The following is a 25,844-nucleotide window of genomic DNA, read 5'->3' as shown; positions in this document are numbered from 1 at the left end:
TCTCAGCACCTCGGCGGATGGTCAACCCGACCCTGGCGTGATGGCTTTCAGCGGCCGTACACGCTCTCGATTGACGAGCGATCGCGGTCTGTGATCCGATCTCGGCGTTGCTTGAGCGTCTGGGTGAGCAGGCCGTTCTCAATCGAAAAGGGTTCCACAAGAGCCACGCCGGCAAGGCGCTCATCAGCCCTGGATCCAACACGGTCAGCCAACAGTCGGTTCAGCTCTCCGCGCAGCAGCTTGAGCAGGCGCTCATCACCCGGATAACCGCCAAGGTCATCACCTGGATCGCAGCCCTGGGAGCTGGCCCAGGCCTTGATCGCCTCTAGCCGCGGCACCACAAGGGCTCCCAGTTGACGCTCGTCCTGCCCCACCAACATCACCTGCTCGATCAGGGGGCTGGAAACCAGCGCCTCCTCAAGCGGCCCAGGCTCAATGTTTTCACCGCTGCTGAGCACGATCGTGTCCTTGGCCCGTCCGGTCAGGACTACAGATCCATCGGGGAGAAGCATGCCCAGATCGCCTGTGTCAAACCAGCCATCAGCGTCGAGAACCTTGGCTGTGGCCTCGGGTTTGCCCAGGTAGCCAGCCATCACCTGAGGACCGCGCACCAGCACCACCCCACGTTCCCGGAACCCGAGTGGCTTCCTGGTCTCGGCATCAACAATGCGGAATTCTGTTTCCGGGAGGGGCAGACCGGAGCTACCGCGGATGTTGCGCCACGGCCGCCGGCAGCTCACCACCGGACTGGTTTCCGTGAGGCCATACCCAACCAGGAGCTCAATGCCCACCGCTTCAAAGAAGGAATCCACGTGGGGAGCAATGGCACCTCCTCCGTTGATCGGATAGCGCAGTTCTCCGCCACTCAGCTGCTGCCTCAGCTTGGGCCAGATCAGCTTGGAAGCAAGCGCATGGGCGGGCCAGCGGCGGCTCGCCTCTGCCGCAGCCCTGAGACGGTCGCGCTTGCGCAACGGTTGAATCATCAGGTCACGGCTGCGGCGCCTGGCCAGGGTGTAGGCCGTGCTGTTGGCCAGGGCAGCCCTCAACAGGCGTTGACGGGATGCGGGAAATGTCTTGACGGCATCCTCGAAGCCAGCCTGAACCGCTTCCCACAGCCTGGGCACCGTGGCCATGATCACGGGCTTGACCCGAGGCAGATCCTTTTTGAGCTGCTTGATCGTGGTGTAACTCTGCGAACAGGCACAGGAAAAGAAGTAGTACTCGGCGCTGCGTTCGTAGGAATGCCAGATCGGCAGAACGCTCAACACCGGTGATCCCGGTTCCGGTCGGGTGACGCAGGCAAGGCTGCGCATCTGATGCAGAAGGTTGGCATGCGTGAGTGGCACGCCCTTGGGCCGACCTGTGGTTCCGCTCGTGTAGAGGATCGTGGCCGTGGTGGCTGGCGCAGAGGCACGGTCCCGCCCGGTCATTGGATCCGGTGCTCCCTGACCCTTGCCAAGGGCCAGAAAAGAATCGAAGTCGAGCGCACCAGCAGCAGCCGGACCCTCCAGTACGAGCACAAAACGCAGTCGCTCCTGCTGATCCGCGGGAAGCTGTAGGCGCTGCAACAGATCAGCGGTTTGCACCACCAGCGCGACGGCCGCTGAATCCTCGAGGATGTAGCGCAGCTCTTCGACAGGTGCTGCTGCACCACGCACCGCATCAATGGCGCCTGCCCGCATCAGACCCTGATCGGCCACGAGCCAGCGAGGACTGTTCTCCGCGAAAAGGCCCACGACATCGCCACTGCCGATCTGCAAACTGTGGAATGCGGCAGCGGCTTGATCAATCCGCTCCGCCAGCTGTTGGTAGCTGAGACGCTCGGGATGCGCGGCATGGGGGGCATCAACAGCCATCACATCACCGTGATGGGATTTCAGCCAGGGCCAGACCTGATCCACCCTGCCGAGACTTTGAACATGGGCCTGGCGAGCCAGTGCCGCCTGCTCTCGGGAGGTTGGATACCAGGTGGATTTGGCGGCGGTAGTCACGAAAACGGTATGCAGTCGCCCAGGCCTATCACCTCAAGGCTGCTTCGGCAATCGAACGGCTTCGGCAATCAAACAGCTTCGCGAATCAGGCTGATGCGGACATCAAGGCTTTTGAGTGCTCTCTTGCCAGACCAGCTCGAAGCGTGCGGCCAGGGCATCGCGCAGCAGAGGTTGCACGATCTCGATTTCCAGATCAGGAATCCAGTCGCAAAGTCGACCGACAGCTCGGCCTTTGATGCCACAGGGCACCACGGACGCGAAACCCTCCAGATCGCAATTCACGTTCAAGGCAAGACCATGCTGTGTGATCCAGCGACGGCATCCCACACCGATCGCCGCCACCTTCTGCTGATCGAGCCAGACCCCGGTCAGTCCTTCAATGCGTTGGCCCTGCAGGCCGAGAACCTGCAACACATCAATCACCACCTGTTCCAACTGACGCAGATACCAGTGCAGATCGGTGCGACGACGGCGCAAATCCAGCACTGGGTAAACAACCAGTTGACCGGGTGCGTGATGCGTCACTTCCCCACCACGGTCAATGCGGTGCAGTGGGGCGGGCGGATGCTCTGGGTCGAACAGCAGATGATCTTCACTGGCGCCGCGGCCGAGGGTGTAACAGCGTGGATGCTGCAGCAGCCAGACCGCTTCCGCATCAGCTTCGGCTGCTGACTCCAGGAGCAAACGCTCCTGCCAGCGACGCTGAAGATTCCAGGCCTGCTGGAAAGGCACCAGCTGATCAGGCTGAAAAAGAAATGCCGAAGACCCGGTTCCGGAATCCAACGGCGTCACTAGCTTTCCGTTAGGCGCAGGCACCGGAGGGATGCATGAAGCTCTTGATCCATGGTCGCAATCTGGATGTGACTCCCGCATTAAGGGATTACACCGAGACGAAGCTTGATCGGGCGATCCATCACTTCAACGATCTTGTTCAGGAAGCGGATGTACATCTATCGGTGGCTCGCAATCCCCGCGTTCCCCAGCAGACGGCCGAGGTCACCGTCTTCGCGAACGGCACAGTGATTCGTGCCCAGGAGCGCAGTGAGAATCTCTACGCCAGCATTGACCTTGTGGCCAGCAAGCTGGCACGGCAGCTGCGACGCTTCAAAGAACGCCACAGCGACCATCACCACAGCCATGGCCATCGGGCCACTGAGACCCCAACCACTGAAGCTGTGCTGGATGACAGCCCCGTGGACGGTTCACTGCTCGAGGGGAAGGAGGCTCAGCTGCCCAGTCCGGGGGTGCGGCGCAAATACTTCGCCATGCCACCGATGACGCTGGATGATGCCCGCACCCAGCTGGATCTCATCGACCATGACTTTTATCTGTTCCGCGACAGTGAAAGCGGCGAGCTCCAGGTGATCTATCGGCGCAACCACGGTGGCTATGGAGTGATCCAGGCACGCAACTGAACCTTTCGTGACGGCTTGATCCGTCGTTTGCTCAGCGATGACCAAGTCACCGCGCCGGCAGGACCTGCCGGACATCCCCCCTCTGATTCATCAGGCTCTGCTCAATCCACTGCTGCAGGAGGAGGAACTGCTCACGCTCTGCGACGCCGCCCGCCAACTGGGATTCGGCGGTGTCTGCGTCAGCCTCACTCACCTTGAAGTCGTGCGCAGGCGCCTGGGAGGCCAGGGACCGGTGAAGTTGATCGCCACCGTCGCCTTCCCATTCGGAGCGCTTCCCGCCGAGCTGAAACAGGCCCAAGCCGAATGGGCGGCTGCCCATGGGGCCGAAGCTCTCGAAGTCACACCGGACTGGTCAGCGCTTGTGAACGGCCGTGCCAACAGCTTCGCCGAGGAATTGGCAGCGATCGCAGCACTGGATCTGCCCATGACTGTGGTGCTGGATGTCAATCAGCTCAATGAAGCGCAGCTTGCTCTGGCCGCGGAGGCAGCCATGGATGCAGGCGCTGCATCGCTCCAGGCCGGCAACGGGTTCGGGGCTGCCGTTTCAGCGGACCAGATCCGAGAACTGCGGCAGCTCACCCGAGGCCGTTGCGCCATCAAGGCCGCCGGCGGGATCCGGGCGCTGGAGCAGGCGCTGGATCTCGTGGAAGCAGGAGCCATCGCGTTGGGCACAGGTCATGGCCCAGCCTTGGTGAAGGCCCTGCGACAATCGCGATGAGTGGGGACAAGCGCCTGACGGGACTGGCCCTCAAGGTGGGCCCCCTCGGCGAGCATGACCGACTGCTGACCCTGCTGAGTGATCAAGAGGGTGTCGTGCGCCTGGCCGTGCCTGGAGCGCGCAAACCACGCAGCAGCCTTGCCGCTGCAGTTCCGCTCACCCTGCTGAATCTGCAGGTGGTGGGTCGTCGCAGTTTGAAGAGGGTGAGGCAGCTGCAGGTCGTGCATAACTACAGCGGTGTTGCGAAACAACTGGAAACGCTCGCTGCAGCCCAGGCTCTGGCGGAACTTGCCATTGCCCTTGTCAGCGACTGCGACCCTGTTCCTGGAATGCTGGAGACGGTGCTGATTCATCTCGAAAGCTTTGAAACCCTGAGCCGCTCCACCCAACCCGACGCAGATCTCTGCCTGGCCATGCTCGTGCAGGCGGGAGTGCATCTGCTGGCGCTGGGTGGCTATGGAATTCCACTGCAGGTTTGCTGCCGGACAGGAGCAGAGCTAGCTCCTCCGATCGGCCAGTGGGATTGGCGCTGCAGCCTTCTGCCTGAGGAGGGACTTGCGATCGGTTCATTACCGGGCGCCACACTTCAGTTCAACCCATCCGAGCTGGCTCTTCTGCAACGGTTGCCCAGGGCGGAACTGCCAAGGAGACGCGATGGCGGACTGATGGGCCCACGGCCGGTGTGGCTGAAGCTCCTGGCTGTTCTGGAATGCTGGTGCCGCACCCATCTGCCCCGCCCAGTGCGGTCGCTGGAGATGGTCGGCAACTGCATGCCAGCGCAGTGAGCGATCATGAGCCGGTCATTGCTGGAACCTTGAGCGGATCCCCCCTGAACAGTCCAGAGCCGGTCCTACCCACCGGCAACAATCCGGAGGGAGGCCGCGGTCTCCAGGCCGTGTTGCGCCTGAGCGACTTTCGCAAACTCTGGATCGGCCAGATCTTCTCCCAACTGGCGGACAAGTTCTACATCGTGCTGATGGTCTTTCTGATCGATCAGCACTTGCTGCTCACGACACAGCAGAACGGCGTTCTTGCCGAGGTGGCTTCCGATTACGGCCTCGACATCAGTACCCGCACAAAGGTCATCACCCTTCTGGCCACAGGGATTTTCGTGGCAAACACGCTGCCGGCGATGGTTCTGGGCAGCGTTGCGGGGGTCTGGGTTGACCGCTGGCCCAAACGGCGGGTGATGGTGGCCTCAAACGGACTGAGGGCACTGATGGTGATGCTGACCCCTCTGTTTCTGATTCCAGGTCCCCTGATCCTTGGACTGCCCTGGGGCTACTGGGGTCTGATCGGCATGACGTTTGTCGAATCGATCCTCACTCAGTTCTTTGCACCGGCCGAACAGGCTGCCATCACCTTGCTTGTGCCAGGCGAACACCTGCTGGCAGCGAACTCGCTGTACCAAACCACCAGCATGGGAGCCACCATCGTTGGCTTCGCTCTGGGTGAGCCGATCCTGCGAGGACTGAATCACCTGTTCAGCTCGGTCGGAGTGCGCGGTGGAGAGTTCATTCTGCTGCCGTTCTGTTACGGCATGGCGGCGCTGAGCCTGCTGGCAGTCCGCTACCGGGAACGGGAGATCCACAACGACGGTCGGTCGGTCTGGCACGAGATCGGAGAAGGGCTGCAGGTTCTGAAGCGCATCCCCACGGTGCGCAACGCCATGATTCACCTGGTATTGCTCTACAGCCTGCTGGCCGCTCTCTATGTTCTGGCCCTTCAACTGGCAGGCCTGATTCGCAGCCTTGGGCCCTCTGGTTTCGGCATGTTGCTGGCGATGAGCGGACTGGGAATGGCTCTTGGCGCGGTGATGATGGCCCAGCTTGGTCATCACTTCAGTCGGCGTCGACTCACAGCGGCAGGCCTTGGCTTGATCACCTTTTCACTGGTGTTGCTCAGCCAGTTCAAGGGCTCACTCAACAGCACCCTGGCTTTCTGCGGGATCCTCGGCATCGGAGCCGCCCTGGTCGCCATTCCGGCACAGACAACCATCCAGGAGGAAACTCCTGAATCCCAGAGAGGCAGAGTCTTTGGCCTGCAGAACAACCTGATCAACATTGCCCTCAGTCTGCCGCTGGTGCTGGCAGGCACTCTGGTCAGCAGCATCGGGCTCAGTCCGGTGTTGTGGTTGCTCGCCCTGCTGGCTCTTATTGCCGCCTTGCTCGAACGGCCCTGGCAGCGCTGCTAGCGTCAGCCATGGCCTGTGAACGGTGGCGGTGACGCATATTGCCTGGCTGGGCAAAAAAACTCCGTTCTGCGGCAATGTCACCTATGGGCTCAGCACAACGGAGGCCCTGCGGGCACGGGGTCATCAGACCAGTTTCATTCACTTCGATAATCCGAAGGCACCTGGCAGCAGCACATCGCTGCTGGCCAATGATCCCGATGTCAGCCTTCCCTATCTGGTGAAATCGCAGGTTTACACGATCCCCTCGCCGGGTGCCCAGCGTGAGTTGCGCGAATCGCTTGAACGCCTGCAACCCGATCTGGTGCATGCAAGCCTCACGCTCTCGCCGCTGGATTTCCGACTGCCGGAGCTCTGTCAGCAATTGGGGGTGCCCCTGGTGGCCACCTTCCACCCTCCCTTCGATGCCAGCCTTCGCAACCTGACGGCAGGCACACAGCAACTCACCTATCAGCTCTACGCACCGGCACTCTCCAGGTACGACCGGGTGATCGTGTTCTCCGATCTGCAGGCTGAATTCCTGGCGCGTCTTGGCGTGCGTGAAGACCGTCTGGCCGTCATCCCCAATGGCGTTGACACCAACCAGTGGAAACCCTCTGAGCTGAAGACAGATCCGGGCATCACACCGGCAATTGGCAGTCCAATGCATCAGGTGCGCTCCCGCCTTGGTCAGCAGCGCGTCTTCCTCTACATGGGGCGTGTTGCCACCGAGAAAAACGTCGAGGCTCTGCTGCAGGCCTGGCGTCTGGTACGGATGGAAGGCTGTCGTCTGGTGATTGTCGGCGAAGGGCCTCTGCGCAGCACCCTTCAGAACAGTTACGACGAAGACGTGCTCTGGTGGGGCTATGAAGCAGATCTGGCCACGCGCATAGCCTTACTGCAATGCGCCGAAGTATTCGTGCTTCCTTCCCTTGTGGAGGGGCTGTCACTGGCACTGCTTGAGGCCATGGCCAGTGGCTGTGCCTGTGTGGCCACGGATGCCGGAGCCGATGGAGAAGTGCTCGCCGGTGGGGCAGGAATTGTGATGAGCACCCTGGGAGTGACGAGCCAGCTGCGCACCTTGCTTCCGGTGCTGCGCGAGCAACCGGTGCTGACGCGTGAACTTGGTCGACAGGCCCGCGAGCGAGTGCTTGAGAAATACACCATCAGCCGCAATATCGACTCCCTCGAACGTTTGTACGGTGACCTGATGAGCAGAGCTCCTCTGGCGGCTTAGCGCAAGGCCCGTCCATGTTCAGTGGCCGCAATCACCGCCTCAATCAGGGCTGTCCGCACACCGGCGTTCTCCAATTTGCGCAGAGCCGCCATGGTCGTGCCACCAGGCGAGGCAACCATGTCCTTGAGCTGAGCTGGATGAAGCTGCTGCTGATCGAGCAATGCGGCGGTTCCGGCCAGTGTCCGATGAGCGAGTCGGTGGGCTTGCTCACGCGGCAAACCAGCGGCCACTGCACCGTCAGCCATGGCTTCGGCAACCAAAGCCACATAGGCAGGTCCTGAGGAGGTCAGAGCCAGAAACGCATCCAGCCTTGACTCCGGCAGCTCAAGCACCTCACTCACAGGATCAAAGGCTTCCTTCACCCACTGACGCTGCTGCGCTGTGATGCCCTCTCCCCATGACAACCCACACAGTCCTTCTCCCACCAAACAGGGGGTATTGGGCACCGCACGCACACACACCCTCCCCGGGAATTGGCTCTGAAGACGCTTCAGGGTGACACCTGCCAACACCGAGATCAGCAGCGATGACTGACCGAATTCAGGGGGGGGAACGCATTCAGCAACAGCATCAAGCTGCTGGGGCTTGATGGCCAGCAACTGAACAGGGGCATTCCAGGCATCGAGGGCCCGGGGATCAGATGCCGGAACAACGACTAAACCCTTCGGCGATTCAGGAGTCAACCTGGCGACGGACGCTTGACTGCCGACAACCGCGATGACATCGGCTGACTGAAGCTTGCCTTTCTCAATGAGAGGAAAGATCAGGGCCTGAGCCATCCGACCCATGCCAATCACACCAACGGAAACGGTCACCGAAGCGAAAACTCAGAGAGCGGCAGCATCCGAAACGGACCAGGCTGGAGCAGGTGCGACACTGCTCTCGGCGGAAGCCTGCTCAACATCCTTGGTGACCACAGTGGGCGTGGTGCTCTCGTCCTGACTGGCATTGGTCACGGTGACGCAACTCGGGGCGAACAGGAAGATGCTCTCACCAACGCGCTCCTGATGACCATCAATGGCAAAGGTTCCACCGGCAACAAAGTCAACCGCTCTCTGAGCCTGGTCAGGCTCCATCATCGTGAGATTGAGAATCACTGTCTTGCGCTCACGCAAGGCCTGAATTGCTCTCGGCATTTCATCAAAGCTGCGCGGTTCCATCAGTGAAACCTCTGCTGTGCCGGAACTGATTCCAGGCATACCGATTACGTTTGAGCCTGAGAAATTCTGGTCCATCTCAAAGGGGTTGGCTGCATCCAGAGGTGCCAGAGCGCTTGTGTTGACAGACGACATGCCCTGCATGTTGTCTTCATGCTCACCTGTGTCGTAGTCGAGCTCGTCATAATCGCCGTCCAGGTAATCATCACCAGCAACGACCGCACGAAGGCGAGAAATCAACGACACTGGAAATCTGCAGAACCTTGACCCTGAATAGCGCTCAAGGGAGTTGTGAGCAAGCGTGTCCAGATGAATTGATGTCCATCTCGCAACGTTGCTCTGTTCATCGCCATTAGGGGATCACAGGCGGCCGCGCACCAAACAGGGCTGATCCCACACGGACCCAGGTCGCACCGGCGGCGGCGGCCTGGGGCCAATCGCCACTCATCCCCATCGAACACTGAGACAGATCGAGCTCATCCGCCAGATTGCGGCAATCACTGAACAGCCCCTGACGCTCGTTGCTGTCCAGTCCCAACGGGGCCATGGTCATCAGCCCGGAGGCATTCAGGCCTGGCAACTCGCGCAGCACCGGCCAAGCCTCTTTCAGAGTCTGAGGGTCCCAGCCACCCTTGGCGGGATCAGGCCTCAGCTTCACCTGGAACAACACTGACGGACAACGTCCTTCCTCCAGGGCAATGCGGGAGACACGTTCCGCAAGAGCCATCGAGTCGATGGAATGAATCCAGCTGAAGGCCTTCACGACCGCACGCACCTTGTTGGCCTGCAACCGGCCAATGAAATGCCAGCGCAAATCGGTGAGGTCCGACAGGGCCTCCTGCTTGGGCAAGGCCTCCTGAACACGGCTTTCACCAAAATCGATCTGACCGCAAGCGGCCAGCTCTCGAACTGCCGAAGCAGGCTGCGTTTTGCTCACAGCGAGCAACTTGACTCCCTGCGGGAGCCGCTGTTGCAGTTGCTGCCAGCGACTCTCAATCTCCGTCACCCGAGCTGTCCGTCTTGCATGGTCAGATGAAGGTCTGATCGAACAACTGCTTCCAGCTGCCGTAATCCTCCGATGAATCCCGGCGACGACGGGCCAGATTCAACTCAGCGTGATGACGCGCATCCAAATAGGGAATCACCTCGAACTGAGCCCCTCGAGGCTGCAGAGTGACCAAAAAGAACATGCGCTGTGCGTACAGCGTGGCGTATACGTCACGACCTTCCCCGGCAGGAGCCACTCTGTAGAGCATCCCAAAGGTGGGGTGGTTGAGATAACCCTCAGCGCTCACAGACATGAAAACGGGGATCAGAGAGCACCGTACCTTCCGCGCAGAACCAGAACAGTGACAAGCCCCACAGCAGCCACCCCGTTCAGAATGCTGCGGGCAGCACTCTTCGTGGCCTGATCTGGACGAAACGCATCAGCAGGCAACCAGGTTCCACCTCGAGCCAGCAGCGCTTCGGCGCCCTGTTCAGCACGCAGCAGGATGTTGGCCAAGAGGCGCTCTCCCACTGAAAGCACCAGAGCAAAGGAGGCTTTAAAGCCGAGCCGTCGCAGGTTGACAGCGCGACTGGCGAGGGAGCGCAACAAGTTCTGGAGCTCCTCCTGGACCAGCGGCAGAAAGCGAAGGGCCAGCAGCAACTGAAAGCTCAGTCGATCAATCGGCACGCCAAGTCGAGCCAGAGGAGCCAGCCACCAACTCAGAGACCACATCAATTCCTCACTGGGGGTGGAAAGCAACATCAGATTCACGCTGTGGACAACGGTCACGATCAGGGTGGCGCTGTTCAACCCCAGCTCAGCCGAGCGGCGATCGACCACAAGCGGGCCAAGTTTCAGAGATCCCAACTGAAGAGGCCCAAGGCGAATCAACTCCCAGGAGGGTGATGTCAGCGTGAGACCTGCAATCTCCCCCGGCGGCCGCAGGTGCACGCTGGCTCCAGGATCACCAGTCGGCAGCAACATGGCCAGCACTCCGACCGCGCAACCGAGAACACTGACCAGCAGCAACGAGCGCCACCACAGCCGAGGCGGCAATCCACTCACCAACGTGATCAACAGGAGAGCCATCACAAGTGCCACTCGCCACAGCGGACCTGCCAGCACAGGCGTGAGCAGAAACACCAGAACCCACAACAGCTTCAGGCGGGGATCCAGCTGACGCAGCCAACCACCGGCACCATCCACGTACTGACCGATCGGAATCTGCCTCAGCCAATCCATGCTGCTCAGCCCTGATGGTTCTGCTGCCTGGCCAGATCCTTCTCCGCGTCACGCTGCTGCTTCCCACGCCAGAACAATTTCAGGGGAGTGCCATCAAACCCGAGCCCTTCACGGATCTGACGCTCGACATAGCGCCGGTAGGTGTCACCGAAAAGCTTGGGGTCGTTCACGAACAGGGTGAAACTCGGAGGCCTGGTCGCCACCTGGGTGCCGTAATACAGCCTGCCCTGACGTCCACCCCTGGTTGTCGGCGGGCTCCGCCAGCTGAGGGCTTCCTTCAGGACTTCGTTCACCACAGAGGTGCTGACACGACGACGGTGCTGCTCCACAGCCAGAACCGCCAGGGCAAAAATGCTGTCGACACGCTGGCCGGTGAGCGCTGAGGTGAACAGCATCGGAGCCCAGTCGAGGAAATACAGCTTGGAACGCAGCTCCTTCTCCATGGCCGTCATGGTGTGGCTGTCCTTCTCCACGGCATCCCATTTGTTGACAACGACCACGCAGGCCCGACCGTCTTCTTCGATGCGACCTGCCAGGCGTTGATCCTGCTCGGTGACACCGTCCAGCGCATCAATCACCAGCACGCACACATCACTGCGCTCAATCGCCTTGAAACTGCGATTGATCCCAAAGAACTCAGGCCCGTAGTTGACACTGCGGCGGCGTCGGATCCCAGCGGTGTCGACCAGGCGCCAGGGACGATTTTCACGCACGATGCTGGTGTCAATCGTGTCGCGGGTGGTGCCTCGAATCGGACTCACGATGGCCCTCTGCTCACCGCAAATGGCATTCAGAAGACTTGATTTACCCACATTCGGACGACCGATGATGGCCATCTGAATCGGCTCTTCCTGATCACCCTCCTGATCCTTCGGAGGCAGGAACGTGAGCACCCGATCCAGGACTTCTGCTGTGCCTGCCCCGTGAATTGCCGAAATGGGGTAAGGCTCTCCCAGCCCGAGGCTCCAGAACTCCGCAGCCATGGCCAGACCTTGATCCGGTGACTCACACTTATTTACGGCGAGCAATGTTGGGCAACGCTGGCCGCGCAGGAACTCCGCGATGGCTTCATCCGATGCCGTAAGGCCCTGCTGACCGTCAACGATCACCACAGCGACACTGGCCTCCTCGAGAGCCAGCGCGGCCTGCTCGCGGATTTCAGGCAGAAACTCACTGTCGTCATCGAACACCAGTCCGCCGGTATCGACCACCTTGAATTCGCGATCCCCCCAGTAGCCGTCCTGATAGGTGCGATCACGGGTCACACCGGGCTGGTCATGAACAATCGCCTCTCGACTGCGGCAGAGACGGTTCACCAGCGTGGACTTACCAACGTTGGGGCGCCCGATGATCGCGACGACGGGACGCGCCAAGAAGGTTCACAGCAAGAACAGTCTTGACAGTACAGAGGCGTCTGTCGGCGGGAGGAGGCCCTGAAACGGAAGCCGCTCGACTTTTCATTTCGCCAACAAGAATGGGAATTCTTTCCGAGCGAGACCAATAAGTCTCAAAAGAGACAGCTAGCGGTGGATCAGTGCACCCGCTGTCACACAATCATGCTCGAACTGATCGCCACCCTGGTGGTGGACCTCTCGGATCAACAGCTCACCGTCTACGACAACAACGATGAAATCGTGCGGGTCATCCCAGTGAGCACTGGCAAGGCGTCCACGCCAACCCCAACCGGAGAAGCCAAGGTGCTCACCAAATATCGCTCCGTGACCATGCGTGGACGGGGCTATGTCGCACCCGGGGTGCCCTATGCGATGTGCATCACCGCCAACGAGATGATCTGCATGCACGGCGCTCCATGGCAGGAAGATGCCGGCCATGCCTTCGGTGTTCCCCGCAGCAATGGCTGTGTTCGCATGCCCACGCATCAAGCCCGCTGGCTGTTTGAGAACACACTCAAGGGCACCAAGGTGGTGATTCAGGTGTGAGCTCATTCCACCAGCGGATCGCCGGGGTGCCCCTGCACCGGATCCGCCGGTGGAATGAGCAGAGGTGGTAGAGACCCGTCTTCTGGCAGCAGCTCACCAGCTGACACCAGCCAGGCCAGCAACCAGTTCACCGCAGTGGCACGGCGCGTGCGCCTTGGATTGAGCTCCGTGATGCGATAGCCGCCGAACTGCAGCTGCTGCTTCAGCAGCTGCTTGGATTCCTTGGCAATCGACCGAGTCAGACGCACCGAAGCGGGCCGCGAAGCAATCACCTGCGGGGCCTCCGGGAAGGCCTCTCTCCAGGCGGCGGGCGTTGCAGGGCCTGCCAGCCATGGCCCCTCTCCAGCCTCAGGGGGGAGATACGCCAATCGCTCCCAGATCAGCGAGGCCACGAATCGATCGCTGAGACGATCTTCAAGGATCGCCATCAGGAGAGTTCGGCTCAGACTCCAGGAGTGTGATGACATCGCCGCATGCTGTCATCCACAGCCGCTGCCACCGCAGAGGGACCACGACAGCCCCTGCCTCACCTCCATTACCTTCTGCTATATGTACGTCTTCGACACAGCCCTGGAACCGAAGACGTCACTTCTTGGTGATGCACGCCTGCAGCGTCTGATTTTTCGGCTTCCGGACGAGGTCATGGCAACCGTCAAACGCGATCGTCGGCGTCTGCTCAAAAACCGGCAGTGCGGTGAGATGTCTCCCCCTCCCTGGGATGCACAAGGCAGGGTGTGCTTCAGCTACAGCGGCAAGACCGGCATCAGCACCCCGGTGTTTGCCGACCGTCGTGACGCGCCTCTAGGCAACAGAGGCCTGCAACGCATTCGTGCAGGTTGCCCTGTGCGATTGACAGTGCGTCAGGTGCGACACCGGCAGCCACGTGCCGGCACCAGGCTTCAGGTCTTGAAAGTGCAAGTGCTCCACCTCGATGCTCCCCACCAGGGGGGACTGGCCAGTCCCCACAGCATCCAGAACGTGAACCTTCAACTGCCGCTCGATCTGATGCAGGAAGTGGAGCGACTGGCCCTTTATGAAGACTGGTCCAATCAAGCCTGGCTTCGCAACGCCATCGAATCCCAGGTTCGCGACACCCGTACCCGGCTTGGACTGGATGAGTCTGTGGCCTGAAAGCACTTGGGCCTGCCATTGGCGAGGATGCGTGAACTGAATCCAATGCCGATGGTGAGGGGCCTGCAGCTGAGTGGAAGCAGCGTTGAGCGCGTTTTGCGCTGCAACGTGCTGCAGTCTCCGCTTGCAGGAGTCAGCGACAAAATTTTTCGTGCTCTGGTGAGGCGCTGGGCGCCGGATGCTCTGCTGTTCACGGAAATGGTGAACGCCACCAGCCTTGAGCTCGGCCACGGCAGGGGCAAAGTCGAGGAGCTGAGCCAGGAAACCGGACCAATCGGCGTCCAGCTTTTCGATCACAGACCCGAGGCGATGGCCGATGCAGCCCAACGAGCCGAGGACGCCGGTGCCTTCCTGATCGACATCAACATGGGCTGTCCTGTCCGCAAAATCGCCCGCAAAGGCGGTGGCAGCGGACTGATCCGCGATCCCGATCTGGCCTGCCGGATTGTGGACTCGGTGGCTTCAGCCGTCGGCCTGCCTGTCACCGTGAAAACACGCCTGGGATGGTGCAATCAGCCACAAATCAAAGGGTCTCATCAAGCGGCAGTGTCCTGGTGCAGACAACTGCAAGATGCGGGTGCAACGCTGCTGACCGTGCACGGTCGTACGCGGGAACAACACTTCAGTGGATCAGCGGACTGGGAAGCCATTGCCTCGATCAAGCAGTCACTCAGCATTCCGGTGATCGCCAATGGCGATGTCAACAGCCCTGATGCCGCCTTGCGCTGCCTTGAGAAAACCGGTGCCGATGGGGTGATGGTGGGGAGAGCAACCATGGGCGCTCCCTGGCTGGTCGGTCAGATCGATGCGGCGCTGAGCGGTCACACCATTCCCCTCACCCCAGGCCCGCGAGAACGCCTGGTGCTGGCCTCTGAGCAACTGCGGGCCCTCGTTGACTGGCGAGGAGATCACGGCCTGCTGATCGCGCGGAAACACATGAGCTGGACCTGTACAGGATTCACTGGAGCGTCTCAGTTCCGCCAGAAACTGATGCGTGCGCCCACCCCTGATCAGGCACTGACATTGCTTCAACAACAGCAGGAGCAGCTGGCTTGAACTGGCTGCCACTCATGGTGTTGGCGTGGCCTATCTGGTTGAGGAGACAGCCTGAGCAGCTGAGCCCCATCTGGAAGCGACGCAGTCTGATCCTGCTGATCAGCCTGCTGACCGCCCGATATCTGCATTGGCGGATCACCAGCAGTCTCAACCTGAGCACAAACCTGAGCACAGGACTGAGCCTGTTGTTGCTGACGGCGGAAGCCTGGCTGCTGCTGTCAGGACTGTTGCCGTTATGGCTGGCCTGGCGTCGCTTTCCCGACCGTCGAGGCTCGTTGCAGCAGCTGCAAGACCAGTGGCAGAAAAGCGACTGGCGGCCAATGGTCGACGTTCTCGTGCCCACCTACGGCGAACCCCTTGAGGTGCTGGAACGCAGCCTGATCGCCTGTTGTCATCAGAACTATCGGAACCATTGCGTGTGGGTGCTGGATGACAGCGGCCGAGACGAGGTGAAAGAACTGGCTCTCAGGCACGGTTGCCATTACCGCCATCGACCGACTCGCACCCATGCCAAAGCCGGCAACCTCAATGACGGCCTCCACCACTGCAGCGGCGAGCTGGTGGCTGTGCTCGACGCTGACTTCATTCCGCAGCGAAACTTTCTCGATTGCTGCATCGGCTTTCTCCAGGACCCCTCGGTGGGGCTGCTTCAGACCCCGCAGACCTTCATCAATGCCGATCCGGTGATGCGGAACCTGGGCATGGAGCGTTGGTTACTGCCCGATGAAGAGAGCTTCTATCAATGGATCGAACCCGTTCGCGATAGCTGGGGAGCAGTGGTTTGCGCCGGCACTGCTTTTCTGGCTCGACGCAGCGCCATTGATTCAGTCGGAGGATTCAAGCAAGAGGCGATCTCCGAAGATTTCGTAACGGGGCTTCGGCTGCGGCGCAAGGGCTGGAAACTGCTGTATCTCCAACAGAAGCTCAGTGCGGGCCTCGCGGCCGAAACCATGGCCGACTTTGTGCGTCAGCGCCAACGCTGGGCGAATGGAACGCTGCAAAGTCTGAAACTGCGTGATGGTCCACTGGGTCCGGGCGACCTCCGCGTTGGAGAGCGGATGGCCTATCTCGAAGGCGTTGTGCATTGGTTCAACAACATGCCCCGGCTGGTGCTGATGCTGATGCCGCTCAGCTACGGCCTGCTTGGCACTGTTCCCATCCTGATCAGCACAAGTGACGCTCTCCGGATGCTGTTGCCGCTCTGGGCAACACTTCTGCTCAGCATCGGCTGGATCAACCGCGGCTCCCGCACAGCCTTGCTCAGCGAACTGACCGGCTGGGTGCTGACGGTGCCGCTGACGCTGACGGTGTTCACCAATCTGATGGGACATATCGGTGGTTTTCGTGTGACACCAAAACACCAGAAACGCACTCGGGGCAGCTTCAGCATCGTGCTGGTGATCCCTCTGCTGGGACTGCTGCTGCTGAACCTGGTCAACCTGTTTGGACTGGTGACGACGGCATCACTGGACAGCGAGATCCTCGACTCCCGGCCGCTTGGCCTGACCTGGGCGGTGATCAACCTGCTCAGCCTCTGGATTGCACTGCGAGCCTGCTGGGATCCACCCGCACGAGATCCAGCACCATGGCAAGCCGTGTCCTTACGGGCAGAGCTGGAAGACGTCGCCGGGCAGTGGCGACCGTGTCGAATCACAGCCCTCAGCGAGAGCGGTGTGGAGCTGGAGACTGCCATTCCAATGCCAGCGCAGGCGAAGATCAGGCGGCTTCGCTGGACTGACGACGTCCCGGCACTGCCGGTTGAACTGGACAGCAGCCAAGGCAATCAACTCGCGCTTCGCTGGCGGACACTCAGCGACACGGCACGGCAACAGCTGATCCTCTGGTTGTTCTGCCGACCTCACTGCTGGCCGGAACGCCAGGCCAAGCCTGAGTTGCGAGCTTTACTCGTCCTGATCAGCCGTCTGTTCATCCTGCCGTCACGACGTCCGTTCCATCGCTGTCTGATGCCTCAGACCCCGCCGCCCTCACACTCAGCCAAGCCAGAGGTCACGGGTTCCTGTGATGGCCTGAGTCGCCAGCAAAAGGGCCACGAAAAGATTGAGAGACACATGCAGACGGCGCATCCACAGGCGACCGGCGATCTCCCGCTGACAAGCCATGGTCAGCAGCAGAAAAGCGAGCAGCAACAGTCCACCCCAGGTGTGCGACTGCCAGACAGCAGGAGCCCCAAGCGCACGATCAGTCGCTAGCAAAGGCTGGATCGTGATCAGCAGCAGAAACAGCCAACAGCTCCAGGAAAAGAGCAGCCGCAGGGCCAGTCGGCGGGTGCGCAGCAGGGCTAGAAACGACAGCACAACCCCTGCCGCCTGCAGGATGGACAGCACCCAGCTCCTCAGTCCGGCATCTGCGGCAGCCAGGTCATGGCTCAAAGCGAACAGCACAGCCACGAGCAAACCAGCCGTCGCCCATCGACCGTGATCAACGTGTTCAACCGGCACGGTTGGAGCGATGGGATTGATCTCCAGACGGCGCTCTCTGGCCAGAATCCCGAGCCGAATCGTGGCGCCGATCACCGGATACACAAACAGGATGATCAGCACCGGATGCACCAGCGCAAGCCATTGCAGGGGTGTCAACGGTTGCAAAGCGGCGATCAAGGCAACACCTCAGGCCATTGCTGACGGATCAGCAGCAATGAGAAGTAGGGCTTCACATCGTCGGGCACCGCCTGAGCCGGGGCCACCCACTGATCAGGCCAACCAACCCGTTGAGCAAAGAGGGCCCGATCCAGCAGTTTCTCCTGCTCCAGCGCTGCTCGCACCCAGGACCAACGCTGTCCCAGCTTGATCAAACCCAGCACCGTGGAGGTCTTGCGCGCACTCTGCAGCAAGGCGATCAACTCGACATTCGTTTCCGGACAAGGACGGATGAGCAAGCCCTCCTGCTGAAACGCCAAAGGAAGATCGAGAGATCCCTCGACAGCAGCTGCTGCCGCTGCACACACCGAGGGAATGCCTGGAATCAAGGCGAAGGGAACATCAGGGTGATGGCGCCGCAGAGCCAGTTGCACGTAGCTCCCGGTCGCAAACAGTGAGACGTCCCCTTCGCAGAGCAGCACGACCCGGTTGCCGGATCTGACCTCTGCAGCCAGCACATCAGCCGCCTGTCTCCAGGCTGCGATCCTTGGCTGAGACTCAGTCACCATGGGGAACAACAGAGGCAGCAGGCGCTGATCAGAGCGAATCCAGCGGGACGCAATGGCAAGAGCCATACCCTCAGCTCCCTCATGAGCAATGGGATAGGCAACAACATCAGCAGCCTTCAACACTCGAACTGCAGCCACGGTGAGCAGCTCAGGATCCCCCGGACCTACGCCAACCAACACCAGCTGATCTGAGGAACACTCGGACGCGATGGACAACGGCAATGCAAGCCAACCAGCCATCCAGCATGCTGAACAGGGTGACAGGAGCTTTGATGCACTGCATCAGGATTGCTTCCGGACCATGAGCGAACTGACTCTCTATTCAGCGCGATCCAACACTGTCTTATTGAAAACCCGAGAGTTCAGGCTGATTCAGGATCTTCTGAAGCAACGCGGCATTGGCTTCGAACGCTGGCCGACCCAGCATCGGCCGGAAACCAACGCTTCCTCCGCACAGATTTTGGAGCGCTACAAAAGCGAAATCGAACGAACTCAGGCTCGAGGGCATTACCCCAGCGTTGATGCCATCAGGGTGCTTCCTGATCATCCGGATCGCGTGTCCCTGCGCCGCAAGTTTCTGAATGAGCACGTCCATGCAGAGGACGAAGTGCGGTTCTTCGTGGAAGGCTGCGGCCTGTTCTGTCTGCACATCGGCGATGAAGTCATGCAGGTGCTCTGTGAAACCAATGACTGGATCAGCGTTCCTGCCGGAACGCCTCACTGGTTTGACATGGGCGAGACGCCTTATTTCTGCACACTGAGATTTTTCAACAATCCCAACGGATGGGTTGCTGAGTTCACCGGAGACGCAATCGCCGATGACTACCCCCGCCTCAGTACGCCTTAGGAACTCAAGCCGCCAGAAGCAAACGCGCATCAACAGCGGATTTCAACGATGCCGTCCTGCAGGTCGGCAACTCGGCTACCAGGCACTGATCCTCCAGCAGCATCGCGGCCTCCAGATCAGCACAACGACCGATCAGGTCGCGAACCAGTGGGTTGGACTTGAGGCCATCCCATTGCTCATCAGTGGTGCCGTTACGCAAAGCCTGCAGCGAGTCAGCAACAGCGGTCACAGGGTCAGGCATCGACATTGCAAAGTGACTGGGTCAATTCTAGAAGTGACCCAGACTCCATGGCGCGTCTCTTCAGACTTCTTTTGGACTCCGGTTACGAACTTGCTGCGCCTGGTGCTCACGCCACTCTCGACCACCTGGCAAGCCTCGCCTTAATCAGGTGATGGACAGGCAATCCCTGATCAGGCATCAACTCCAACGGAATGCATGCGCACAGCCTCCGGTGCGGCAAGCTCACCGCGCAACGCATCCACCTCCGCCGCGGCCAGCTCGTGAAGCCGAGGCACGATCACATCCCTTGGATAGCGGTCTGCGCACAGCACCCAGTAGAGGCCGAAATGGCGGGCTTCGCTCTTCAACAGATCGCCATAGAGCAAGCGCAGATCTGGATCCGGGCTGTACTCAGCAAGCAGGGCCATGCGCTCATGGCTCCTGGCCTCGATCAGCCCCGCAACCAGGAACGAGTCGAGCATGCGCTCGGGCTCTCCCCGGCGCACCTGCTTGGCCAACCATGCTCCATAACCTGGCGAGGGCAGGGGCTCCAGATAACGTCCCCGGTCCTTGAGGAGCGTCAACACCCGTTCAAAGTGTTCAAGCTCTTCACGCGCCAGCGGACTGAGAGCCTCGCCCAGGCCTGGCTCGCACAGATAGCGGAACATCAGCTGAACAGCCGCCCCAGCCGCTTTACGTTCGCAATGGGCATGGTCGATCAGCACCTCCATCGGCCTGGCGATGGCTTGCTCCACCCAGCGACGGCTGGTGGGTGCTGCAAGCCAGCGGATACTCGTCACCGAAGAGGTGATGGTCATGGGGCAGATCTGCGCAGGTGATTCAGCAGGCCATCGAAGGCCAGGTCATAACTGAAGGGCCCGAAGCCACTGACGACGCCAACGGCACGATCGGCCAGAAACGACTGATGACGAAAGGCCTCTCGGGCATGCGTGTTGCTCAAATGAAGCTCGACATAGGGAATCGCCACTCCCAACAGAGCGTCACGCAGAGCGATCGACGTATGCGTGTAGGCGCCTGCGTTGACGAGAATCCCGTTCACCCCATCCATGGCCTGGTGGACGCGTTCCACCAGCGCACCCTCGAAATTGCTTTGAAAACACTCCAGCTGCACACCAGCAGCCGTTGCACGCAGATGCAGATCCTGCTCAATCTGCTCGAGCGTCTGATGTCCATAAAGACCAGGTTCTCGTTGCCCCAGAAGATTGAGGTTGGGGCCGTTCAGGAGCAGCAGGCGCATGGCCTTACGAGAATTCCTTGGGGACCCGATCGTATCGAGAACCAACGAGAGGCACAGATCGCTGAAGGGAACGCCAGGCCGACTGGTAAGTTCTTCGGGTGGTTCGGGTCGGTGCCCGAGTGGTTAATGGGGGCGGACTGTAAATCCGCTGGCTCTGCCTACGTTGGTTCAAATCCAACCCGGCCCATCCACCACAAGCCCTTGTAGCTCAGCGGTAGAGCACTCCCTTGGTAAGGGAGAGGTCTCGAGTTCAAGTCTCGACAAGGGCTTCATCCAACACCCAGGCACCGGGTGTTGAGTCCAGAGGCAATCAAGAATGGAAGGCTACTCAGGACCTCAGCTCTGATCTTGGGTGGCGTCAGCTCTCGGGGGTCAGGCCAGCCCGGGGTTCATGGATGAAAACCTGCCCCAGAGCAACGATGCCCTGGTGATGCGACATCAGCTCATCGTGTGGCGACAGCCGACAAGTGCCGCTAGCACTTGAAAAACGACTCGTCCATGGCAGCAACGCCCCTCCTTCTCGCACTGGATCAGGGCACCAGCAGCTCACGCGCCGCCCTGTTTGACTCGCGTGGCTTCCCCGTTGCTAGTGCAAGCGCTCCCTTGGCCATCAGCTATCCAGCTGACGGATGGGTGGAACAGAACCCAGGCGAGATCTGGGAAAGCCAGCGTCTGGCCATGGAGCGCCTGGAACAGACCATCAGCCAGGAACAGAGAGACGCTGTTGTTTCCTGTGGAGTCACCAATCAGAGGGAAACAACGATCCTGTGGCGCCGCAGCGATGGCCAGCCCTGCGGCCCGGCCTTGGTGTGGCAGGACGGCCGCACCTCGGACATCTGTCAGCAATGGAAAGAGGATGGCCTGGAGCAGGAATGGTGCGCCCGCACCGGCCTGCTCCTAGACCCTTACTTCAGCGCCAGCAAGATCCGCTGGCTGATGCTGCATGAACCAAGCGCCACCAGCGCTGCCGCCAAGGATGATCTCTGCTTCGGCACGGTGGAGAGCTGGTTGCTGTGGAACCTCAGCGGTAACCGCCGCCACTGCTCGGACATGAGCAATGCCAGCCGCACTCTGCTCATGGACCTGAAAAAACGTGAGTGGGTGGATGCATTCTGCGAAAAGACAGGCCTACCCCTGAGCGCATTGCCGGAGCTTGTGCCCTGCCGCGGCGACTTTGGCGCGATTGCATCGGGCCTCCCCTTTGCCGGAGTCCCGATCCAGGCCCTGCTCGGCGACCAGCAAGCAGCGACGCTGGGCCAGTTATGCCTGGAACCCGGCGAAGCCAAATGCACCTACGGAACAGGTGCATTTCTGGTGGTGAACACAGGCAGCAACATTCATCGCAGTGATGCGGGTTTGCTGAGCACCCTCGGCTGGACCGACGACCAGGGTGAGCCCACCTACTGCCTTGAGGGCAGTCTCTTCAACGCCGGCACGGTGGTGCAGTGGCTGCGGGACGGATTGGGGATCATCGAGACAGCCGAAGACGTCAACCAGCTGGCCCGCAGCGTCGAAGATTCGGGAGGTGTCATGCTCGTTCCAGCCTTCACAGGCTGGGGGACACCGCATTGGGATCCTGGTGCTCGCGGCCTTCTGATCGGATTGACCCGCGACACCGGTCGAGGCCAGATCGCCCGTGCAGCCCTCGAAGGCATTGCGCTCTCAGTGGCGGGACTGGTGCAGCTCGCCGAGCAGTCCCTTGGCCAGGAGCTCGGAGAACTGGCCGTGGACGGCGGTGCAGCCGCCTCAGATCCACTGCTGCAGGCCCAGGCCGACAGCACTGGACTGAGGGTCCGACGTCCGGCCTATCTGCAGAGCACCTCCCGCGGAGTCGCGCTGTTGGCAGGTGTTCAGGCCGGGGTGATCAACAGCCTGCAGGATCTGGAATCCCTTCGCGGCAAGCAGGCGGACGTTTTTGATCCCTCGCTCACTGGCGAACAACGCCAGAACTGGCTGAAGCAGTGGAGCGATGCCATCTCAAGGAGCCTGCGCTGGCATGAATGACAACTGCTTCGACCTTCTGGTGATCGGCGGCGGTGCCAGTGGAGCCTGCGTGGCCTATGAAGCCGTCTGCCGGGGGCTCAAGGTGGCCCTGCTTGAGGGCCATGACCTTGGTGGCGGCACCAGTTCACGGAGCACAAAGCTCTTGCACGGAGGGGTTCGCTATCTCGAACTGGCGTTCAAGACCGCCGACACCGCTCAGCTTCGACTGGTGCGCGAAGCATTGCTGGAGCGCGGTCATTGGCTGAAACATGCGCCGTTTCTTGCCCATCGCCTTGAGCTGGCTCTGCCAACGGATGGGCTGATCGGCCAGATCTACTACCGCCTTGGGCTCGGCATCTACGACGCCCTCTCAGGCCGTTCGGGAATCGGCAGCAGCCGGCTGATGTCTCGAGCACGGATGCATGAAGCTCTGCCCGATCTGCGCAGCGATGTCAGCGGAGGGGTCGCCTACAGCGATGGGCAGTTTGACGATGCCAGATTGAACCTGCTGATGGCTCTCAGCGCCGAGCGACACGGGGCGGTGGTCCGCACGCGGACACCGGTGGTGGAGCTGGAGAAAGACAGCCATGGAAAGCTGTGCGGAGCCATCAGCGAAAGCGCGGATGGGCACAGAGAACGCTGGCAAGCCCGCGTGGTGGTCAACGCCACTGGCATTCATGCCGATGTGCTGAGGCGCATGGCCGAACCCGATTGCCAGGAGCGCATGTTGACCAGCCGCGGAGTCCATTTGGTGCTGAAGCAGCGACTCTGTCCACAGCGAATCGGCCTGCTGCTGCCCTCCACGGATGACGGCAGGGTGCTGTTCATGCTGCCCTTCTTCGGGCGCACATTGGTGGGAACAACCGACACGCCCTGCAGCCAACAGCAGGCAGCCATGCCATCCGATCAGGAGCAGAGCTATCTCCTGGACTACGTGAAGCGATGGTTCCCAGGCCTGAACAACATTGAAATCGGCAGTTGCTGGGCTGGAGGAAGACCCTTGCTCAAGCCTGCCGATGCAGACATGAACAGCAGCCGTGTGGTGCGTGAGCACGAGGTGGAAACGCTGCAAAGCGGTCTGGTGAGCGTGATGGGAGGGAAGTGGACCACTTGCCGTCCCATGGCTCTCGACACCCTCACTGCGGTTGAGAAGCAACTCGGACAGTCACTGCCACCGCCTGAGGAACTGCCCCTGATCGGCGCCGACGCCAATCCCCTGCAAACCCCAAACCGGCTGATTGCACAACGCACAACCCTCCAGGATCTATTGCCGAAATCGCCGCAACAAGCGGAACAGATTGACCATCTTGAAAGCAGTCATGGCCTCCATGCAGAGGCTCTGGTGAACAGCTGGTCAGAAGCAGAGCGTGAACCACTCAGCTCGGTGATGCCCATCTGCAGAGGAGAGCTGCGGCATGCCGTCGAAACAGAAAAAGCGAGAAGCGTCACAGACGTGCTGGCCCGGCGAACGCGGCTGGCCATGGTCGACCGCGACGAAGCGCAACGGTTGACTCCTGTGGTGAATCAAATTCTTGAGCAGTGCGGCCATGGCAACAGCACACCTCTGGAACTGAATCACTGATTGATGTTCAACGATCAGGATTCATTGATTGGAGTTCACCAACTCAGTGTTCACTGATCGATCGGAGTTCACATCCTCCACTTCGCCGATCAGCCACCAGCTGAATCCATGGGATGGCAGATAGACGAACCAATTCTCCGAAGCAGGCGGATATTCACACCCCCAGAAGACCTCACGCGTGCGCATACCGCTCCAACGGCTCAGATCAAGATGCAGAGAGGCCCCTGCTGCCGAAAGGTTGGCAGCCACGAGCACCGTCATGCTGCCGTCACAGCGCACGTAGCTGATCACCCCTGGGTGGGCACATTTCAGGAGTTCGAAATTGCCATGTCGCAGCGCCGGCAGTAATCGCCGGCAGGTGAGCATGCGCCGGTGCCAGTTCAGCAGTGAACCAGGCAGCTGCTTCTGCACTTCAACATTCACCACGCGGTAGTCGTAGCCGGGAGCTGTGATGGGTGGCAGCACCAGCAGCGGATCAGGTGCGGTTGAAAAGCCACCGTTTCGCGCTGGAGTCCAGGCCATAGGTGTGCGGTTGGGATCGCGGTCGCGCAATCCCGGCCAATCCCCCATGCCCAGCTCATCGCCGTAATAGAGGCATGGCATCCCCGGCAGGCTGTAAAGCAGAGCGTGAAGAACACGGTTAGAACCTGGATCTCCATTGAGTAATGGCGCCAGGCGACGGTTGATTCCCCAGTTGAGCCAATGCCCCTGTCCTTGATGAAGACCAGCACGGATGGTCTGGATCACCTCCTCCGGGATCAGGTGACCATCACCCAGCCACAGCTCATCGTGATTACGCAGAGGCAAGGCCCAGCGGCAGCCACTGACGACCTTCTGTGCCTCCTCAAGACACTGGCGCAGATTCTCCACACTGCCGCTGGCGATCGCAGCAAACAGGTGTGCAGTCAGAGCAAAGTTGAAAGCGCCGTGGAGCTCATCCTGCAACAGATAGGGCGCGATTTCTTCAACTGGCTGGATCGCTTCCCCCACCAACAAAACATCCCGACCATGGGAATCCACCCGCTGGCGCAGTCGCTTGAGAAAAGCGTGGGTTTCAGGAAGCCCCTCACAGCGTGATCCCTCCTCCTCACACAGGAAAGGCACGGCATCCAGGCGGAAGCCATCGACACCACGATCAATCCAGAAATCCACCACATCCAACATCGTCTCCTGGACAAATGGATTGGCGTAGTTGAGATCAGGCTGATGGCGCAGGAAACGGTGAAGGAAGTACTGACCTGCCACCTCATCCCATTCCCAGTTCGACGACTCGAAATGGCGGAAGAGCACCGGAGCATCCGCATAACGATGCGGATCATCACTCCACACGTAGATCTCACGCTCAGGGCTGCCCTGTGGTGCCCATCGAGCGCGCTGAAACCAGGGATGGAGGGTGCTGGTGTGATTCATCACCAGATCCATCACCACCTTGAGGCCCTGCGCATGCGCAGCCGTCAGAAAACGATGGAACGCTGCGAGATCACCCAGGTCCGGATGAATCGCCTTGAAGTCGGTGATGTCATATCCACCGTCATCCAGCGGTGAGGGATAGATGGGCGTCAGCCAGATCGCTTCCACCCCCAACCAACGCAGATAGGGAAGTCGGCTGGCCAACCCCTGAAGGTCTCCGATCCCATCACCATTGCCATCGCGGTAACTGCGCACGATCAACTGATAGATGACGGCACCGCTCCACCAAGGCTTCTGCTGACTCATCAGGCCGTTGCCTCTGATCACGGTGTA

At 60.5% G+C, this 25,844-nt stretch carries 26 protein-coding genes, 2 tRNA genes and 1 pseudogene; 14 read left to right on the top strand and 15 right to left on the bottom strand.

Features of this window, described 5'->3' with window-relative positions:
* Positions 1 to 47: 47 nt before the first annotated feature.
* Complete coding sequence (locus SynBIOSE41_RS03165) at positions 48 to 1,991, bottom strand: AMP-binding protein (RefSeq protein ID WP_186539565.1); 1,944 nt, start codon at positions 1,989 to 1,991, stop codon at positions 48 to 50.
* A gap of 102 nt (positions 1,992 to 2,093) precedes the next feature.
* Positions 2,094 to 2,807, bottom strand: coding sequence for a lipoyl(octanoyl) transferase LipB (gene lipB / locus SynBIOSE41_RS03160; RefSeq protein ID WP_255475917.1), 714 nt, complete (start codon positions 2,805 to 2,807; stop codon positions 2,094 to 2,096).
* Positions 2,808 to 2,818: 11 nt separating this feature from the next.
* Here lipB and hpf point away from each other — a divergent pair, with 11 nt between their 5' ends.
* Genes hpf through SynBIOSE41_RS03135 form a run of 5 tightly spaced genes read left to right on the top strand, consistent with a single transcriptional unit; the run spans position 2,819 to position 7,531 of the window.
* Complete coding sequence (hpf, locus tag SynBIOSE41_RS03155; protein ID WP_066911959.1) at positions 2,819 to 3,406, top strand: ribosome hibernation-promoting factor, HPF/YfiA family; 588 nt, start codon at positions 2,819 to 2,821, stop codon at positions 3,404 to 3,406.
* A 37-nt stretch (positions 3,407 to 3,443) separates the two neighbouring features.
* Positions 3,444 to 4,124, top strand: a complete 681-nt coding sequence (locus SynBIOSE41_RS03150; protein WP_186539563.1) for a 2-deoxyribose-5-phosphate aldolase — start codon at positions 3,444 to 3,446, stop codon at positions 4,122 to 4,124.
* Positions 4,121 to 4,909, top strand: a complete 789-nt coding sequence (recO, locus tag SynBIOSE41_RS03145; RefSeq protein ID WP_186539562.1) for a DNA repair protein RecO — start codon at positions 4,121 to 4,123, stop codon at positions 4,907 to 4,909. The genes SynBIOSE41_RS03150 and recO overlap by 4 nt, the downstream gene beginning before the upstream one ends.
* Positions 4,910 to 4,938: 29 nt before the next feature.
* A complete protein-coding gene (locus SynBIOSE41_RS03140) occupies positions 4,939 to 6,318 on the top strand; it encodes an MFS transporter (RefSeq protein ID WP_066912023.1) in 1,380 nt (459 codons plus the stop codon).
* A 28-nt stretch (positions 6,319 to 6,346) separates the two neighbouring features.
* Positions 6,347 to 7,531: a glycosyltransferase family 4 protein gene (locus SynBIOSE41_RS03135; RefSeq protein WP_186540736.1), complete on the top strand. Its 1,185-nt coding sequence runs from the start codon at positions 6,347 to 6,349 to the stop codon at positions 7,529 to 7,531.
* Here the strand turns inward: SynBIOSE41_RS03135 and proC are convergent.
* The 6 genes from proC to der all read right to left on the bottom strand — a co-directional run bounded on the left by proC (position 7,528) and on the right by der (position 12,291).
* Positions 7,528 to 8,346 carry a pyrroline-5-carboxylate reductase gene (proC, locus tag SynBIOSE41_RS03130; protein WP_255475916.1) on the bottom strand — a complete coding sequence of 273 codons (819 nt, stop codon included), beginning with the start codon at positions 8,344 to 8,346 and terminating at the stop codon, positions 7,528 to 7,530. The genes SynBIOSE41_RS03135 and proC overlap by 4 nt on opposite strands.
* A gap of 12 nt (positions 8,347 to 8,358) precedes the next feature.
* On the bottom strand, positions 8,359 to 8,934 hold the full coding sequence (locus SynBIOSE41_RS03125; RefSeq protein WP_186539561.1) for a cell division protein SepF: 576 nt from the start codon (positions 8,932 to 8,934) through the stop codon (positions 8,359 to 8,361).
* A 106-nt stretch (positions 8,935 to 9,040) separates the two neighbouring features.
* Positions 9,041 to 9,694 (bottom strand): YggS family pyridoxal phosphate-dependent enzyme, encoded by a 654-nt coding sequence (locus SynBIOSE41_RS03120; RefSeq protein ID WP_186539560.1) that lies wholly within the window; start codon positions 9,692 to 9,694, stop codon positions 9,041 to 9,043.
* A gap of 22 nt (positions 9,695 to 9,716) precedes the next feature.
* Complete coding sequence (locus tag SynBIOSE41_RS03115; RefSeq protein ID WP_066911974.1) at positions 9,717 to 9,983, bottom strand: PipX family protein; 267 nt, start codon at positions 9,981 to 9,983, stop codon at positions 9,717 to 9,719.
* Between the two features lie 17 nt (positions 9,984 to 10,000).
* A complete protein-coding gene (locus SynBIOSE41_RS03110) occupies positions 10,001 to 10,918 on the bottom strand; it encodes an energy-coupling factor transporter transmembrane protein EcfT (protein WP_186539559.1) in 918 nt (305 codons plus the stop codon).
* Between the two features lie 5 nt (positions 10,919 to 10,923).
* Positions 10,924 to 12,291 (bottom strand): ribosome biogenesis GTPase Der, encoded by a 1,368-nt coding sequence (gene der, locus SynBIOSE41_RS03105; RefSeq protein ID WP_186539558.1) that lies wholly within the window; start codon positions 12,289 to 12,291, stop codon positions 10,924 to 10,926.
* A gap of 183 nt (positions 12,292 to 12,474) precedes the next feature.
* Here der and SynBIOSE41_RS03100 point away from each other — a divergent pair, with 183 nt between their 5' ends.
* Positions 12,475 to 12,858, top strand: coding sequence for a L,D-transpeptidase (locus tag SynBIOSE41_RS03100; protein WP_186539557.1), 384 nt, complete (start codon positions 12,475 to 12,477; stop codon positions 12,856 to 12,858).
* A gap of 2 nt (positions 12,859 to 12,860) precedes the next feature.
* On the opposite strand, the gene SynBIOSE41_RS03095 is transcribed toward SynBIOSE41_RS03100, so the two are convergent.
* Positions 12,861 to 13,325 (bottom strand): DUF1823 family protein, encoded by a 465-nt coding sequence (locus tag SynBIOSE41_RS03095; protein WP_186539556.1) that lies wholly within the window; start codon positions 13,323 to 13,325, stop codon positions 12,861 to 12,863.
* A gap of 82 nt (positions 13,326 to 13,407) precedes the next feature.
* On the opposite strand from SynBIOSE41_RS03095, the gene SynBIOSE41_RS03090 reads away from it, so the two are divergent.
* From SynBIOSE41_RS03090 to SynBIOSE41_RS18285, 3 genes and pseudogenes are all read left to right on the top strand, one after another.
* Entirely contained in the window at positions 13,408 to 13,989 is a 582-nt protein-coding gene (locus SynBIOSE41_RS03090; RefSeq protein ID WP_066911987.1) for a hypothetical protein, read from the top strand.
* A gap of 27 nt (positions 13,990 to 14,016) precedes the next feature.
* On the top strand, positions 14,017 to 15,045 hold the full coding sequence (gene dusB / locus SynBIOSE41_RS03085; protein WP_255475915.1) for a tRNA dihydrouridine synthase DusB: 1,029 nt from the start codon (positions 14,017 to 14,019) through the stop codon (positions 15,043 to 15,045).
* A gap of 14 nt (positions 15,046 to 15,059) precedes the next feature.
* A pseudogene (locus SynBIOSE41_RS18285) lies at positions 15,060 to 16,250 on the top strand (glycosyltransferase family 2 protein); the annotation flags it as partial.
* Positions 16,251 to 17,036: 786 nt separating this feature from the next.
* Here SynBIOSE41_RS18285 and SynBIOSE41_RS03075 read toward each other — a convergent pair.
* Together SynBIOSE41_RS03075 and cobI are read right to left on the bottom strand one after the other, a co-directional pair.
* Positions 17,037 to 17,663: a DUF4079 domain-containing protein gene (locus SynBIOSE41_RS03075; protein ID WP_370594174.1), complete on the bottom strand. Its 627-nt coding sequence runs from the start codon at positions 17,661 to 17,663 to the stop codon at positions 17,037 to 17,039.
* Complete coding sequence (gene cobI, locus SynBIOSE41_RS03070; RefSeq protein ID WP_186539555.1) at positions 17,660 to 18,451, bottom strand: precorrin-2 C(20)-methyltransferase; 792 nt, start codon at positions 18,449 to 18,451, stop codon at positions 17,660 to 17,662. The genes SynBIOSE41_RS03075 and cobI overlap by 4 nt, the downstream gene beginning before the upstream one ends.
* Before the next feature lie 61 nt (positions 18,452 to 18,512).
* Between cobI and SynBIOSE41_RS03065 the strand changes: the two genes are divergently transcribed.
* The gene (locus tag SynBIOSE41_RS03065) at positions 18,513 to 19,058 is read left to right on the top strand and encodes an acireductone dioxygenase (protein WP_186539554.1); all 546 of its coding nucleotides are present in this window, start codon (positions 18,513 to 18,515) and stop codon (positions 19,056 to 19,058) included.
* A 4-nt stretch (positions 19,059 to 19,062) separates the two neighbouring features.
* On the opposite strand, the gene SynBIOSE41_RS03060 is transcribed toward SynBIOSE41_RS03065, so the two are convergent.
* The 3 genes from SynBIOSE41_RS03060 to aroQ form a co-directional block, all read right to left on the bottom strand.
* Positions 19,063 to 19,305: a hypothetical protein gene (locus tag SynBIOSE41_RS03060; protein ID WP_255475914.1), complete on the bottom strand. Its 243-nt coding sequence runs from the start codon at positions 19,303 to 19,305 to the stop codon at positions 19,063 to 19,065.
* Between the two features lie 164 nt (positions 19,306 to 19,469).
* A complete protein-coding gene (locus SynBIOSE41_RS03055) occupies positions 19,470 to 20,096 on the bottom strand; it encodes a tRNA-(ms[2]io[6]A)-hydroxylase (RefSeq protein WP_186539553.1) in 627 nt (208 codons plus the stop codon).
* Positions 20,093 to 20,536 (bottom strand): type II 3-dehydroquinate dehydratase, encoded by a 444-nt coding sequence (gene aroQ / locus SynBIOSE41_RS03050; RefSeq protein ID WP_186539552.1) that lies wholly within the window; start codon positions 20,534 to 20,536, stop codon positions 20,093 to 20,095. Before aroQ ends, SynBIOSE41_RS03055 begins: the two co-directional genes overlap by 4 nt.
* A gap of 105 nt (positions 20,537 to 20,641) precedes the next feature.
* On the opposite strand from aroQ, the gene SynBIOSE41_RS03045 reads away from it, so the two are divergent.
* The 4 genes from SynBIOSE41_RS03045 (at position 20,642) to SynBIOSE41_RS03030 (ending at position 24,101) form a co-directional block, all read left to right on the top strand.
* A tRNA-Tyr gene (locus tag SynBIOSE41_RS03045) sits at positions 20,642 to 20,723 on the top strand.
* Between the two features lie 10 nt (positions 20,724 to 20,733).
* A tRNA-Thr gene (locus SynBIOSE41_RS03040) sits at positions 20,734 to 20,805 on the top strand.
* Positions 20,806 to 21,034: 229 nt separating this feature from the next.
* Positions 21,035 to 22,540, top strand: a complete 1,506-nt coding sequence (glpK, locus tag SynBIOSE41_RS03035; protein WP_186539551.1) for a glycerol kinase GlpK — start codon at positions 21,035 to 21,037, stop codon at positions 22,538 to 22,540.
* The gene (locus SynBIOSE41_RS03030; protein WP_186539550.1) at positions 22,533 to 24,101 is read left to right on the top strand and encodes a glycerol-3-phosphate dehydrogenase/oxidase; all 1,569 of its coding nucleotides are present in this window, start codon (positions 22,533 to 22,535) and stop codon (positions 24,099 to 24,101) included. The genes glpK and SynBIOSE41_RS03030 overlap by 8 nt, the downstream gene beginning before the upstream one ends.
* 21 nt (positions 24,102 to 24,122) lie before the next feature.
* Here SynBIOSE41_RS03030 and SynBIOSE41_RS03025 read toward each other — a convergent pair whose 3' ends face one another.
* Positions 24,123 to 25,817, bottom strand: a complete 1,695-nt coding sequence (locus SynBIOSE41_RS03025) for an alpha-amylase family protein (RefSeq protein ID WP_066912036.1) — start codon at positions 25,815 to 25,817, stop codon at positions 24,123 to 24,125.
* Positions 25,818 to 25,844: the final 27 nt, after the last annotated feature.

Source organism: Synechococcus sp. BIOS-E4-1, assembly GCF_014279995.1.
Taxonomy (GTDB): Bacteria; Cyanobacteriota; Cyanobacteriia; order PCC-6307; family Cyanobiaceae; genus Synechococcus_C.
Note: the sequence above shows the minus strand (reverse complement) of the source record. Positions and strands in the feature narration are given on the sequence as shown.